This window comes from Streptomyces mirabilis (assembly GCF_018310535.1).
Classification (GTDB): Bacteria; Actinomycetota; Actinomycetes; order Streptomycetales; family Streptomycetaceae; genus Streptomyces.
In genome coordinates this window covers 1-14,669 of sequence record NZ_CP074102.1, presented here as the reverse complement: position 1 = coordinate 14,669, position 14,669 = coordinate 1, and the positions used below count along the sequence as shown (strand labels likewise).

General features: G+C 71.0%; 10 protein-coding genes. 7 read left to right on the top strand and 3 right to left on the bottom strand.

The window, feature by feature from the left end; genetic code table 11:
• Nucleotides 1–25: 25 nt before the first annotated feature.
• Nucleotides 26–1,465 carry an NADP-dependent phosphogluconate dehydrogenase gene (gnd, locus tag SMIR_RS00050; RefSeq protein ID WP_168498465.1) on the bottom strand — a complete coding sequence of 480 codons (1,440 nt, stop codon included), beginning with the start codon at nt 1,463–1,465 and terminating at the stop codon, nt 26–28.
• Nucleotides 1,466–1,747: 282 nt separating this feature from the next.
• Here gnd and SMIR_RS00045 point away from each other — a divergent pair, with 282 nt between their 5' ends.
• Nucleotides 1,748–2,962, top strand: a complete 1,215-nt coding sequence (locus SMIR_RS00045) for a transglycosylase family protein (RefSeq protein ID WP_168498467.1) — start codon at nt 1,748–1,750, stop codon at nt 2,960–2,962.
• Here the strand turns inward: SMIR_RS00045 and SMIR_RS00040 are convergent.
• A complete protein-coding gene (locus SMIR_RS00040; RefSeq protein ID WP_212726266.1) occupies nt 2,952–4,298 on the bottom strand; it encodes a DMT family transporter in 1,347 nt (448 codons plus the stop codon). The two genes, SMIR_RS00045 and SMIR_RS00040, sit on opposite strands and share 11 nt — an antisense overlap.
• Nucleotides 4,299–4,526: 228 nt before the next feature.
• Here SMIR_RS00040 and SMIR_RS00035 point away from each other — a divergent pair, with 228 nt between their 5' ends.
• From SMIR_RS00035 to SMIR_RS00010, 6 genes are all read left to right on the top strand, one after another.
• Nucleotides 4,527–5,270: a (2Fe-2S)-binding protein gene (locus SMIR_RS00035; protein ID WP_168501484.1), complete on the top strand. Its 744-nt coding sequence runs from the start codon at nt 4,527–4,529 to the stop codon at nt 5,268–5,270.
• An 80-nt stretch (nt 5,271–5,350) separates the two neighbouring features.
• Nucleotides 5,351–6,502: a glycogen synthase gene (glgA, locus tag SMIR_RS00030; RefSeq protein ID WP_168498470.1), complete on the top strand. Its 1,152-nt coding sequence runs from the start codon at nt 5,351–5,353 to the stop codon at nt 6,500–6,502.
• 81 nt (nt 6,503–6,583) lie between these two features.
• Complete coding sequence (gene glgC, locus SMIR_RS00025; protein ID WP_212726265.1) at nt 6,584–7,804, top strand: glucose-1-phosphate adenylyltransferase; 1,221 nt, start codon at nt 6,584–6,586, stop codon at nt 7,802–7,804.
• Nucleotides 7,805–8,033: 229 nt separating this feature from the next.
• The gene (locus SMIR_RS00020) at nt 8,034–10,640 is read left to right on the top strand and encodes a PA14 domain-containing protein (RefSeq protein WP_212726264.1); all 2,607 of its coding nucleotides are present in this window, start codon (nt 8,034–8,036) and stop codon (nt 10,638–10,640) included.
• Nucleotides 10,641–10,911: 271 nt separating this feature from the next.
• Nucleotides 10,912–12,243 carry a wax ester/triacylglycerol synthase family O-acyltransferase gene (locus SMIR_RS00015; protein ID WP_168498476.1) on the top strand — a complete coding sequence of 444 codons (1,332 nt, stop codon included), beginning with the start codon at nt 10,912–10,914 and terminating at the stop codon, nt 12,241–12,243.
• A gap of 124 nt (nt 12,244–12,367) precedes the next feature.
• A complete protein-coding gene (locus tag SMIR_RS00010; protein WP_248003301.1) occupies nt 12,368–13,891 on the top strand; it encodes an SDR family NAD(P)-dependent oxidoreductase in 1,524 nt (507 codons plus the stop codon).
• An 8-nt stretch (nt 13,892–13,899) separates the two neighbouring features.
• Here the strand turns inward: SMIR_RS00010 and SMIR_RS00005 are convergent.
• Nucleotides 13,900–14,669: serine hydrolase (locus SMIR_RS00005; RefSeq protein WP_212726263.1), on the bottom strand; the 770-nt coding region annotated here is incomplete at its 5' end.

The window sequence follows — 14,669 nt, the reverse complement described above, 5'->3', positions numbered from 1 at the left end:
GTACGTCCGGTACCCGTACGTCCGCCTACGCCTCGACCTCCGACCGGTCGCCGCCCCACAGCGTGTGGAACGAGCCCTCCCGGTCGACGCGCCGATAGGTGTGCGCCCCGAAGAAGTCCCGCTGCCCCTGCGTCAGGGCGGCGGGCAGCCGCTCGGCGCGCAGGGCGTCGTAGTAGGCGAGCGCCGCGGAGAATCCGGGTGCGGGCACGCCCTGGCGGGTGGCGGCCACCAGGACCTCGCGCCAGTCGTCCTGCGCCGCCGCGATCTCCCGCGCGAACGTCTCGTCGGACAGCAGGCTCGGCAGGTCGGGCCGGGCGTCGTACGCGGACCGGATCCGGTCCAGGAACGCCGCCCGGATGATGCAGCCGCCGCGCCAGATCGCGGAGACGGCACCGAGGTCGATGTCCCAGTCGTACTGGTCGCTGCCCGCGCTGATCTCGTGGAAGCCCTGCGTGTACGACACGATCTTCGAGGCGTACAGCGCCTGCTCCACCCGGTCCGCGAAGGCTGCCGCCTCCGACTCACCGAGCGGCTTCGCCTTGGGGCCCGCGAGCTCCTGGGAGGCGGCGCGCAGATCGGCGTGCCCGGACAGCGAGCGGGCGAAGACCGCCTCCGCGATACCGGACACCGGAACGCCCAGGTCCAGCGCGATCTGCACGGTCCAGCGGCCCGTGCCCTTCTGCTCCGCGCGGTCCTGGACCACGTCCACGAACGGCTTGCCCGTCGCCGCGTCCACGTGCGACAGGACCTCAGCCGTGATCTCGATCAGGTAGGAGTCGAGCCGGCCGGTGTTCCAGGTGCGGAAGATGTCGGCGATCTGCGCGGGGGAGTACCCGGCCACATCGCGCAGCAGCTGGTAGGCCTCGCCGATCAGCTGCATGTCGGCGTATTCGATGCCGTTGTGCACCATCTTCACGAAGTGCCCGGCGCCGTCGGGACCGCAGTGGGTCACGCAGGGAGAGCCGTCCGGCGCCTTCGCGGAGATCTTCTCCAGCATCGGACCGAGCGACGCGTACGACTCCTTCGAGCCGCCCGGCATGATGCTCGGCCCGTTCAGCGCGCCCTCCTCGCCGCCGGACACGCCCGTGCCGACGAAGTGGATGCCCTGGCCCCGCAGGTCGCGCTCCCGGCGTCGGGTGTCCTCGAAGTGCGCGTTGCCACCGTCGATGATCATGTCACCGGGCTCGAGAAGCGGGGCGAACTCCTGGATCACCGCGTCGGTCGGCTCACCGGCCTTCACCATGATCATCAGACGTCGCGGCCGCTCCAGTGCCTCGACGAACTCCTTCGCGGTCACCGTCGCCACGAAATCGCCCTCGTGGCCGAATTCCTCCACCAGCGCGTGCGTCCGGGCCGCGGTCCTGTTGTGCACGGCGACCGTGTAGCCGTTGCGGGCGAAGTTACGGGCGAGATTGCGCCCCATGACCGCGAGACCCGTGACGCCGATCTGGGCTGAGTTGCTCATACGGTTGGCTCCTAAGGGATCCGGTAAGAGGTCTTGGTAATCGTCGGTATCTATCGGTATCGGTCGGTATCGGTACTGTCGGTGATCCTGCCGTTCCTGTTCGTCAGTATTCCTCCGGCCATCCTGACGCGTCGGCGACGTGTACGCAGAAGAACGACCCGCTGCCTCCCCGGGCGAGGGAGCGGCGCCCGGGGCGCACAGCACGGCCGATTGCGCTCTTGTCATGGCCTGTTCGCAGCGCTTACTTTTGCCGCTCCTGACGCATGTCGAGGGGGCTCCCACATGGCCGTACGCGGCCGGCACCGCCGGTATCAGCCGAACAGGATCAACCGCGCCTCACTCACCGTCACGGCGGGCGGCGCCGGAATGGCACTCCCGCTGATCGGCACCGGCGTCGCACACGCGGCCGACGTGGACACCTGGAACAAGGTCGCCGCCTGCGAGTCCACCGACAGCTGGAGCATCAACACCGGCAACGGCTACTACGGCGGACTGCAGTTCACCCAGTCCACCTGGGAGGCGTACGGGGGGCAGGTCTACGCCCCGCGCGCGGATCAGGCCACCAAGGACCAGCAGATCGCCATCGCCGAGAAGGTGCTCAAGGGCCAGGGGCCCGGTGCCTGGCCGGTCTGCTCGGTGCGCGCCGGTCTCACCCGGGGTGGGGACACCCCCGACATCACCCCGGCCGCCGAGCGGACCGGCACCAAGTCCGGCACCTCGCCCCAGACCACCAAGCGCTCCGTACGCGACGTCCAGCCGCAGACCACACCGCAGTCGCGGGCCGGCACCGCCGAGATGTACACGGTCGTCCACGGCGACACACTCTCCGGCATCGCGGGATCCCGCCACGTCCAGGGCGGTTGGCAACGGCTGTACGACGCGAACCGCACCACCGTCGGCTCCGACCCGGACCTGATCCTCCCGGGCCAGCGGTTGAACCTGCGAGGCAAGGGCCAGACCCCGGCACACACCAAGAGCACTCCCTCGTCGGCGTCGAAGAAGCAGAAGACCCCCGACAAGCCGTCCACGCACACGACGTCCCCGCACAAGACCTCCTCGCACAAGACGTCCTCGGACACCGCCAAGAAGACCGACACGCTCGTCGCCCCCGTGCACGCCGCGACCGGCACGCCCTACCATGCCGCCGGTGCCTCCTGGTCGAAGGGCTACCACACGGGCGTCGACTTCCCGGTGCCCACCGGTACCTCCGTGAAGGCGGTCGCCGCGGGCGAGGTCGTCAGCGCGGGCTGGGGCGGCTCGTTCGGCTACCAGGTGGTGATCCGGCACGCCGACGGCCGCTACACCCAGTACGCCCATCTGTCGGCGATCTCGGTGAAGGACGGGCAGAGCGTGGTGGGCGGACAGCGCATCGGCCGCTCCGGCTCCACGGGCAACAGCACGGGCCCGCATCTGCACTTCGAGGTGCGGACGGGGCCCGGTTTCGGCACGGACGTCGACCCGGTCGCCTACCTGAGGGCGGGCGGCGTCAGGATTTGACGCGTGTGCGGTGGTGGTGGTCCAGCAGAGGTGTCGCCACTACGTAGGGCCCGCACAGGGGGCCGAAATAGGCCAGCGCGGGTGGCGCGTCCTCCTCGGCCGACTCGGGTGAGTCGGCCGAGTCGGGCGCGCTCTCCGCGGCCCTCGCCATCGCCGGAGCCGGTACGAAGACGTCCTCGCCGAGGTCCGCGCCGAACCCGTCTCCGAGTTCCGAGCCGAACGCCTCCCCGAGGCCCGCGCCGAACCCGTCTCCGAGTTCCGAGCCGAACGCCTCCCCGAGGCCCGCGCCGAACGCCTCCCCGAGCTCCGAGCCGAACCCCTCTCCACGGCCCGCGCCGAACCCCTCTCCGCGGTCCGCGGCCGGCTCGACCTCGTGGCCCGGTCCCGCGGACTGCTCGGGCAGCGCCGCGAGCAGCAGCGCCTCCAACGCGGAGTCCGGCGTGGCCGGTTCCGCCTCGGGCTCGGTCTTCACGGCGGCGGGTGCGGCGACCTCGGCGGTGTTGCGGGCGCTGCCGATCTGCTCGGTCGTGAGCAGGATCAGACCGCCCGCCGCGACGACTCCGCAGGCCAGCGCGAGCACGGTGCCCGTCTCGCCGTAGCGGAAGGTCTCGCCGAACATCGTGATGCCGACAGCCGCCGCCACGACGGGGTTGACGACCGTCAGCGTGGCCAGCGGCGCCGCGAGACCGCCGCCCCGGTAGGAGACCTGCGACAGCAGCATCCCGGCCGTGGCGAAGACACCTATGAGGGCGAGGCTCGGCAGATCGGAGAGCGAGACCTGGTGCGACCAGTCCACCGCGACGGTCTTGGTGAACACCGAGGACATGCTGAAGGCTATGCCCGACCCCACCGCGAGCATCACGCTGCGCACGGCCGGGTGCCGGTGCGCGGCGCGGCCCGCCACGATGGAGGCCGCCACCGCGCCGCCCGACACCACGGCCAGCACCGTGATCTGGGTGTCACTCAGGGACTGCGAATCCGCCGAACCGACCAGGGCGAGCAGGACCGCGAGGCCGCCCGTGGCCATGATCGCGCCACGCCAGGCGGTCGCCCCGGCCTTGCGGCCGACGAAGACGGCCGCCATGGGGAGCGCGAACACGATGGTCAGGGCACCCAGGGGCTGCACCAGGCTCAGCGGGCCGTAGGCGAGCGCCACCACGTGCAGCACCCCGCCGACGCCGCTCAGGGCGACCGCCGCCCACCAGCCGGGACGGCGCAACGGCGCGTACGTCTGGTCGGGAGAGGTCAGCGCGACCTGCTCCTGGACGATCGCGCCGCCCGCGTACGCAACGGCGGAGACGAACGAGAGCAGGACGGACAGCGCGAGCGCGCTCATGAGTCCCTCCTCTGCGTGCGGCGGGGGCGCTGTGCCCGGCGCGGCGAACGATCGGCCTTCATACCCACTACGATGCCTCGCGCATCCGTTCACGTCGTCGTACCTGAGCAGGCAATGAGTAGTACTGCCGATGGAGTACGACTCGCCCCATGTCCTCCCCTGGGTGGGCGACATGAGGGGGAGACCCTCCGGTGAGAACCCCTAGGGGGCTTGGTACTACTGCTGTTCGTGGACCTCGACCCGGAACTCGTGGCGCTCGGCTCGCTCGGCGGCTTCTTCGTACTGCGCACCGGCGTACCGCCGCGTGCCCCGCTGCCGACGCTCGCACAGGCGTACGCGTCTCCCCGAGACGATGATCCCAGAGATGTCTGGTCGGATCCTCTGAATTTTCGCGTCCGGAAGGTCGCGGCGAGTCTGCGGGCGCCCGAGGACCGGATCGCGGTCTCGGTGGCGCAGCAGGGCCTCGTGGCCCGTCTGTGGTCGGTCTCGCTCGGCGCCGCCGCGCTGTACGGGCGGCTGCCGGACCTCGATCCGGGGCTGCTGCGGTGGGATCCGGACGGCAGTGCTCCGGAGGACCTGTGGCTGTCCGAGGTACGCGCACTGCCGGTGGCGGCGATCGGAGAGGTCGTACGGGACGGCCACCTCGCCCCGCTGGCGGCGGCTCTGCGCACCCGATACCGCATGTCGGAGGGCCTGTTGTGGGGGAACGCGGGCTCGGCGCTCGCGGGTGCCTGGCGCCAGCTGCACCGCTGGGCCGAGGCCAACGGCCGTACGGACGTGGCCGATCGGGCCCGCGCCCTAGCCGCCGGCCTGTTCACGCATCCCGACCTGTCCGCGACCGTCGACCCCCGTACCCTCCGCCGCCGCAGCTGCTGCCTCTACTACCGGCTCCCCGGCGGCGGCCTTTGCGGCGACTGCTGCTTCGACCGTCCGCCGGGCCGGACGCGGGGCGGGGCTCCGGGCCGCCGCTGAGACCGCGGTCTTCCCCAAGCGTCCCTTCTGGGTGACCATGAAAGGCACCAGCCGGTATCCGGTACGACGGGGGGCTCTGCGTGCGAGTGGGACTGCTGACCCGGGAGTACCCGCCGGACGTCTACGGCGGCGCGGGTGTCCATGTCGAGTTCCTCGCCAGGGAGTTGCGGACCCTCACGGACCTGGACGTGCACTGCTGGGGCGAGGGTGCCGCGGGCGGCGTCGTACGCCACCGGTCCTGGTCCTCGCTCGACGGCGCCAACGACGCGCTGCGCACCTTCTCCGTGGACCTCGCCATGGCCGCCGCCCTCGAAGGCCGCGAACTCGTCCACTCGCACACCTGGTACGCCAACCTCGCCGGTCACTTCGGCAAGCTCCTGTACGGCATCCCGCACATCATGACCGCCCACTCCCTGGAGCCGCTGCGCCCCTGGAAGGCCGAGCAGCTCGGCGGTGGCTACGCCCTGTCCAGCTGGGCCGAGCGCACCGCCATCGAGGCCGCCGACGCCGTCATCGCCGTCTCCGGCGCCATGCGCGAGGACATCCTCACCTGCTACCCCGCCCTGGACCCGGCCATGGTGCGCGTCGTGCACAACGGCATCGACACCACCCTCTACCGGCCGGACCACGGCACGGACGTCCTGGAGCGCATCGGCATCGACACCACGCGCCCCTATGTCCTGTTCGTCGGCCGCATCACCCGCCAGAAGGGCGTGCCCCACCTGCTGCGCGCCGTACGCGGCATCGATCCGGCCGCGCAGGTGGTGCTGTGCGCGGGCGCCCCCGACACTCCCGAGATCGACCGGGAGTTCCGTGATCTCTTCCAGGAGCTGAGTGCCGTACGCCAGGGGCTGCACTGGATCCCGCAGATGCTGCCCCGCCCGGACGTCGTCCAACTCCTCACGCACGCCGCCGTCTTCGTCTGCCCCTCGGTGTACGAGCCGCTCGGCATCGTCAACCTGGAGGCGATGGCCTGCGGTACGGCCGTGGTGGCATCCCGGGTCGGTGGGATACCCGAGGTGGTCGAGGACGGCGTGACGGGTGTCCTGGTGCCGGTAGAGGAGGACTTCGAGGCGGGTCTGGCGCTCGCCCTCGACTCCGTACTCGCCGACCCCCGGGCCGCCCGGCGGATGGGCGAGGCCGGACGGGAGCGCGCGGTGCGGGAGTTCGGATGGGACGCGGTGGCCCGGCGGACCGTCCAGCTTTACGAGGAAGTCCTCAAACCGGGGTAACCATCGGACAGGTGTAGTTCAAGCGACGGGGCCGGCCCGGCACAGCGGGCGCGGCTCGACCGGGCTTAGAGGGGCGGCGGCATGCGGCGCGGTGGACCTTCGGTGCTGGGAATCGTACTTGCGGGTGGAGAGGGCAAACGGCTCATGCCCCTCACCGCGGACCGCGCGAAACCCGCGGTCACCTTCGGCGGGACGTACCGCCTGGTGGACTTCGTACTCTCCAATCTCGTCAACGCCGACATCCTGCGCATCTGCGTCCTGACGCAGTACAAGTCGCACTCCCTGGACCGCCATGTGACCACGACCTGGCGGATGTCGAGCCTGCTCGGCAACTACGTCACACCGGTCCCGGCCCAGCAGCGGCTCGGCCCGCGCTGGTACCTGGGCAGCGCGGACGCGATCCTGCAGTCCCTCAACCTCGTGCACGACGAACGGCCCGACTACATCGCGGTGTTCGGCGCCGACCACGTCTACCGCATGGACCCGCGGCAGATGCTCGCCCAGCACATCGAGGGCGGCGCGGGTGTGACCGTCGCCGGGATACGGGTGCCGCGCGCCGAGTCGTCCTCCTTCGGGGTCATCAGCCCCGGCTCCGACGGGCAGACCGTCGCGGGCTTCCTGGAGAAGCCCGCCGATCCGCCGGGCCTGCCCGACGACCCCGAGTGCGTCTTCGCCTCGATGGGCAACTACATCTTCACCACCAAGGCCTTGGTGGAGGCGCTCCAGCGGGACGCCGAGGACGTGCATTCGGTGCACGACATGGGCGGATCGATTCTGCCGATGCTCACCGACCGCGGCGAGGCACAGCTCTACGACTTCAGTGACAACCACGTGCCCGGCGAGACCACCCGCGACCAGGGCTACTGGCGTGACGTGGGCACCCTCGACGCCTACTACGACGCCCACATGGACCTGATCGCCGAACGCCCCGCCTTCAACCTCTACAACCGCAGCTGGCCCATCTACACCAGTTCCGGACAGCTCTCCCCGGCGCGATTCAACGCCGGGGGCATCGCGAGCGAGTCGATCGTCAGCGCGGGCTGTCTGATCCGGGGCCAGGTCACGCGGTCCGTGCTCTCGCCGGGTGTCGTGGTCGACCCGGGAGCCGTCGTCCAGGGTTCGATCCTGCACGACAACGTCCACATAGGGCGGGGTGCGGTGGTGCGCGGCGCGGTCCTCGACAAGAACGTCGAGGTGCCGCCGGGCGCGACGATCGGCGTCAACCCCGAGCGGGACGCGGATCTCTACACGGTCTCCAAGGGCGGGGTGATCGCGCTGGGGAAGGGCCGGATCGTGCCCTAGGGCCTGTCCGGCGGTGACCGACGACGGCCCCGGTGCGTCCGTGCCCACCGGGGCCGTCGTCATGTCCCTGGACAGAAAGTGGAACCCCGTGTTGTCATGCCAACTGCCGTTGGTGACAACGTTGTTCCGTCTGAGCAAGAGCCGCACCACCCGCCCCACGCCCATCCCTGGCCCGTCCGGCAACCGTCCTCACCACCGTCCCCCCACCCGTCCTCAAAGAGGAGGATCCGTGCGTTTCGGACGACTCAGAGACCGACTCGCGTTACTGCTCGCCGCGGCCCTCGGTGCCGCGGGACTCGCCTCCGTGCCCGCCGCGGCCGACGATCCCGTCGCGGTCCACGGACTGAAGGGCGACTACTACACCCAGTCCGCCCCCGGCGCCTTCGACTTCCACGAGCTCAAGGCCACCGGCTTCGACCCGCAACTCGACTTCGACGACCTGGAACCCCGGCTGCGCTTCGCCACGGGCCAGGACAACGATGTCAGCGTCCGCTGGACCGGCAAACTCGTACCGGAGAAGAGCGGACCCACCACCTTCTCGATCATCGGCGACAACGGTTTCCGTCTCTGGATCGACGGCAGGCCCGTCATCGATCACTGGGTGGACGACTGGGACCGTGAACAGACCTCCGAGCCCATCGAGCTGACGGCGGGTCAGGCCTATGACTTCAAGCTCGAGTACTTCGAGCACTACGGCGGCTCCAACCTCCATCTGCGCTGGACCGAACCGGGAGGCGGCAAGGTGGCGATCCCGCAGTCGGCGTTCCTGCTGCCCGACGGCTACGACTACGACGGCGCCCTCGCGACCACCGTCCAGCCGGACGGCCGCACCCTCAAGCTCGACTTCGCAACGGAACTGTCCGCGCCCCCGGCCGCCGTCGTCGACCACCTCCAGGCCGTGATCGGCGGCGCCAAGTGGCCCTTGGCAGCGGCGGAGTTGGACCCCGCCGACCCCAGATCCCTCCTCGTCACGCTCAAGGAACCCGTCGTCGGCGACAAGACCGGCACCGCACGCGGCACCGCCGACCTGCGCTACGACGGCACGGGCGGCCTCGTCGCCGCCGGGGACGGCGGGGCGATCGGCGCCTTCTGGAGCAGTGGCCCCAACCGCTCCACGTACGAACTGCGCACGAAGTGGGCCGACGAGGTCGGGCCGGACAACGCCCTGCCGGAATACCCCCGCCCCCAGCTCACGCGTGACGCCTGGCGCAACCTCAACGGGCGCTGGCAGTTCGCCGCCGCCACCGCGGGGGAGCAGCCCCCGGTCGGGAGGACGCTCGGCGAGCACATCCTCGTCCCGTACCCCGTGGAGTCCCAGCTGTCCGGCGTCGAACGCCACGAGGACCGCATGTGGTATCGCCGCACCTTCACCGTCCCGGCCGACTGGCACATCGGCTCGGGCAAGCGGCTCCTGCTCAACTTCGGTGCCGTCGACTGGCAGTCCGAGGTGTACGTCAACGGGACCAAGGTCGCCGAACACCGGGGTGGCTACGACAAGTTCGGCGCCGACGTCACCGACGCGCTGAAGCCCGGCCGCACCCAGGAACTGATCGTCGGCGTGTACGACCCGACCGACGCCGCGTCCGGTGAGAACCCGCCGCTCGGCAAGCAGCGCCTCGACCCCAGCGGGATCTGGTACACCCCGACCTCCGGCATCTGGCAGACGGTGTGGATGGAGCCGGTCGCCCCGGACCACGTCGACTCGCTCAAGCTCACTCCGGACGTCGACGGCGGCCGGCTCACCGTGGAACCGAAGGGCGTGCGCGACGGGCTGCCCGTCACGGCGACGGCGTACGAGGGAGGTCGGAAGGTCGCCACCGTCACCGGCCGCACCGGACAGCCGCTGACCCTGAAGATCGCCCACCCGCGCCTCTGGTCGCCGGACGACCCCTTCCTCTACGACCTCAGGGTGAGCGTCGGGCGTGACCGCGTCGGCAGCTACTTCGGGATGCGCTCGATCTCCGTCGAGAAGGTCGACGGCACCCCGCGCACCGTCCTCAACGGCAAGCCCGTCTTCATGATGGCCACGCTCGACCAGGGGTTCTGGCCCGACGGCCTGTACACCGCGCCGACGGACGAGGCCCTCGCGTACGACCTGCGCATGCACAAGGAGATGGGCTTCAACGCGGTGCGCAAGCACATCAAGGTGGAGCCCGACCGCTGGTTCTACTGGGCGGACCGGCTCGGCCTGCTGGTCTGGCAGGACATGCCCGCCATGACCGCCGGGGTGAACCCGAGCGCGGCGGCCCGCGCCGAGTACGAGCGCGAGATGAAACTGATGATCGACCAGCACATCAGCAGTCCCGCGGTCGTGATGTGGGTGACCTTCAACGAGGGCTGGGGCCAGTACGACGAGGGCCGCATCGCCGACCAGGCCAAGTCCTGGGATCCGACCCGGCTCGTCAACGGCATGTCGGGGCTGAACCTGGGGGCCGACGGCGGCACCGGCGACATCATGGACGAACACGGCTACCCGAGCCCCGCGCTGCCTCCGGCCCCCGACGGCAGACGCGCGCTCGTCAGCGGCGAGTACGGGGGCCTGGGGCTCGCCGTACCCGGGCACGCCTGGTCGGTCCAGCAGTCGTACGTGGACGTGGACCCGTCGACGTACACCGACGACTACCTCGCCCGCCTCGCCGAGGTGCGGGCGCTCGCGTGCCGGGGGAGCAACGGCGCCGTCTACACCCAGATCTCGGACGTGGAGGGCGAGCTGAACGGGCTCCTCACCTATGACCGCAAGGTCGTGAAGCCGGACGTGGGGAGGTTGAGGGCGGCGCACGAGTCGCTGATCGCCGACGCGTCCCGGGCGACCCCCACGGGCTGCCCGGCAACCTGACGCTCCCGGCCCTTCGAGGTCCTTCGAGGCCCTTCGAGGTCCTTCGAGCGGCCCGACGCCTCTGGTCCTTAGCGCGGCCGCGCGTCGGCGCGCGTGCCGCGGCCGGGACGCCTATCCTGATCCGACCTCACGTGCCCCTTGTGTCCCGCCCCTTTCGCGGGGGCGGGACTTAATCTGCTGTTAACTGAGCGTAGCTTGATCGTACTTGACCGTAATCGCCTGCCGGGGTTTGACTGCTTGCTCACCCTGTCGTCGACGCGAGAGCAAGCCTTTGACTCCTGATCTCCTCGCACCACTCGACCTGGCGTTCTGGAACATCGAGTCCGCCCAGCACCCGATGCACCTCGGCGCCCTCGGTGTCTTCTCCGCGCACTCGCCGACCGCGGGCGCGCACGCGGCCGAACTGCTCGCGGTCCGCGCGGCCGGGGTGCCCGGGCTGCGCATGCGGATCCGCGACGTCTGGCAGCCCCTCGCCTTCCCGCCCAACTTCGGGAGCGCGGCCCGGGAACCCGCGCCCGACTTCGAACCCCTCGACCACGTACGGCTGCACGCGCCGACCGCGGACTTCCCCGCCGCCGCGGGCCGGCTCATGGAACGCCCGCTCCAGCGCGGCCGGCCCCCGTGGGAGGCGCACGTCCTGCCCGGTGAGGACGGCACCTCGTTCGCCGTGTTCTTCAAGTTCCACCACGCGCTGGCCGACGGCCTGCGAGCGCTGATGCTCGCCGCCGCCCTCATGGACCCGCTGGACCTGCCCGAGCCCCGCCCGCGCCCCGCTGAGCCGCCCCGCGGATTTCTCCCGGACGTCCGCAAACTGCCCGACCTGGTCCGCGGAACCCTCACCGACCTGGGCCGCGCCCTCGACATCGGCAGCTCCGTCGCCCGTGCCACCCTCGGTGCCCGTTCCTCGCCCGCGCTCACCTCGCAGCCCACCGGCACCCGCCGGGTCGCGGGTGTGGCCCTCGACCTGGACGATGTGCACCGCGTCCGCAAGAGCGTCGGCGGCACCGTCAACGACGTCCTGATCGCCGTCGTCGCGGGCGCCCTGCGCAACTGGCTCGACGAACGCGGTGACGGCAGCGAGGGAGTCGTGCCCCGCGCCCTGATCCCCGTCTCCAGGCGCCGCCCGCGCACCGCGCACCCTCAGGGCAACCGGCTCTCCGGTTACCTGATACGGCTTCCCGTCGACGACCCCGACCCGCTCGGCCGGCTCCGTTCGGTGCGTACGGCGATGGACGCCAACAAGGACGCGGGACCCAACCGGGGAGCGGGCGCCGTCGCGCTGCTCGCCGACCATGTGCCGCCGATCGGCCACCGCCTCGGCGGTCCCGTCGTCGGCCAGGCGGCCCGGCTGCTCTTCGACATCCTGGTCACCAGCGTGCCGCTGCCCAGCCTCGGCCTGAAGCTCGGCGACTGCCCGCTCACCGAGGTCTATCCGCTCGCCCCGCTGGCCCGCGGCCAGGCGCTGGCGGTGGCCGTGTCGACGTACCGCGGACGGGTCCACTACGGGCTCGTCGCGGACGCACAGGCCGTGCCGGACCTGAACCGGCTGGCCCGCGCGCTGTCCGAGGAGGTGGAGACGCTGATCATCGCCTGCGGCCCCTGAAACGGCCCGCGGGGACCGGTGATCATCTCGGGTTTGGCGCCTTGCCCTCTTGCTCCGTAAAATTCCGCCTTCGAAAGCGAGCGCGGTTCGAGCGCGGCGCGAGACCCGAGGAACGGCACACGCGATGACGGTGACAGAGGACGGCCAGGCGGCTCTCGCCGTGGACACGGCTGAGGACGACCGGACGGCTTCCGCCGTGGACGGGGAGGCGGTCTCCTACGGGCCGGGCATCGACCCGGAGCGGCTGGCCGTCTGCCTCGGCGTGCTCGACGAGCTCGACAAGATCGAGGTCGACCATCCGGACGCCATCGCCGTGCGCCGCGCCACCGCGGGCGTCTACCGCACGGTCAAGCAGCGCCGCCGCCAGGAGCGCAGGGCCGCCAAGACCGCCCACGACAAGGCCGTCACCGAGTCCACCGCGACCGGCTCAGCCCAGCGCATCGACGACGAGACGGAGGGCATCCTGCCCTCGTCCGTCACCGACGCCGGCGAGATCGCGGGGATACTCCAGCGTCCGCGCTCCTGCTACATCTGCAAGAAGCGGTACGTCGAGGTCGACTACTTCTACCACCAGCTCTGCCAGGACTGCGCCGCCGAGAACCGCGCCCGCCGCGACGCCCGCGCCGACCTCACCGGCAAGCGCGCGCTGCTCACCGGCGGCCGCGCCAAGATCGGCATGTACATCGCGCTGCGGCTGCTGCGCGACGGCGCGCACACCACCATCACCACGCGCTTCCCCAACGACGCGATCCGCCGCTTCAAGGCCATGCCCGACAGCGACGAGTGGATCGGCCGTCTGAAGATCGTCGGCATCGACCTGCGCGACCCGGCGCAGGTCGTGGCCCTGGCCGAGTCGGTCGCCGCCGAGGGCCCGCTCGACATCCTGATCAACAACGCGGCCCAGACCGTACGCCGTTCCCCGGGGGCCTACAGCGAGCTGCTCGCCGCCGAGTCCGGCCCGCTGCCCGCCGGTGAGCTGCCGCCCGCCGAGGTCATCGGCACCTTCGGCTCCGGCGCGGTGGCCGCGCTCCCGGTCGCCGGGGGCGGCGCGCTGACCGCGCAGGACGTCACCGACCTGGCCCTGGTGTCAGGCTCGGCCTCCCTGGAGCGGATCGCGGCCGGTACGGCCATCGACGCGGGCGGGCTCGTGCCCGACCTGCACGACACCAACAGCTGGATCCAGTCGGTCGAGGAGGTCACGCCGGTCGAGCTGCTGGAGGTCCAGCTCTGCAACTCGACGGCCCCCTTCATCCTGATCAGCCGGCTGCGCGCGGCGATGGCGGCCTCAGGGGCCGACCGCACGTACATCGTGAACGTCTCCGCCATGGAGGGCGTCTTCAACCGCGGCTACAAGGGTGCGGGCCACCCGCACACCAACATGGCCAAGGCCGCCCTGAACATGCTCACGCGCACCAGCGCCCAGGAGATGTTCGAGAAGGACCGCATCCTGATGACCGCCGTCGACACCGGCTGGATCACCGACGAGCGCCCGCACCCCGACAAGATGCGTCTGGCCGACGCGGGCTTCCACGCCCCGCTCGACCTGATCGACGGCGCGGCCCGGGTGTACGACCCGATCGTGCGTGGCGAGCAGGGCGAGGACCTGTACGGCGTCTTCATGAAGGACTACGCGCCCGGCAAGTGGTGACCCCACCGTCATCCGCGGGTGAAGGTGCCCAGGCCGTCGTGGTCCCAGGCCTCGACGGTCACCCGCGACGCCTTCGAGCCGCCGGACCCCGGTGAACCCGAACCGACCTTGAACGTCACCCCCGAGAGCCCGGTCGCGTTCTCGCCGACGGTCCGGAAGCTGAACCTGTCGCCGTCGTAGTGGGTGAGCCGGAACTTCGTGTGCTTCGGGCCCAGGCTCATGCCGAGTTCGCCGTTCGCGGCCGTGACGGTGAGCGGACCGTAGTAGGCGTTGCCGTACGTGCCCGCGTACGTGTCGAGGGCGCGGGCCGGGGACGCGTTCCGCGGGGGGCTGGCGTAGTCGGTGGGGGAGCGGCCCTGCTGCTCCTGCTGCCGGTAGACCCGGTCGATCAGGGGCAGCCAGTCCCTCGTGGGCTTCCCGTACTGGGCGGTGTCGAAGAAGTCCTGCGCGACCGAGTCGGCGAGGCCCACCGGCGCCGCATTGGTCAGGACGGTGATGCCGAGCTGCTCGCCGGGCAGCATCGTCACATTGGTGTTGGCGCCGAGCTCGAAGGCGCCGGAGTGGCTGAGGCGCAGTCGGCCCTGGTCGTCGTATCCGACGTTCCAGCCGAGGCCGTAGAAGCCCGCGCGGCCCGCCGGGGCCTGCGGGGGCTGGGCGACGATCTCGGGCAGGTGGGTGCGCTCCAGCGGTGCGGCGGGGATGATCTGCCTGCCGTCCAGCTTCCCGTTCGCCAGTTGCAGCCGCATCCAGGTGGCCATGTCACGGGCCGTGGAGCTCG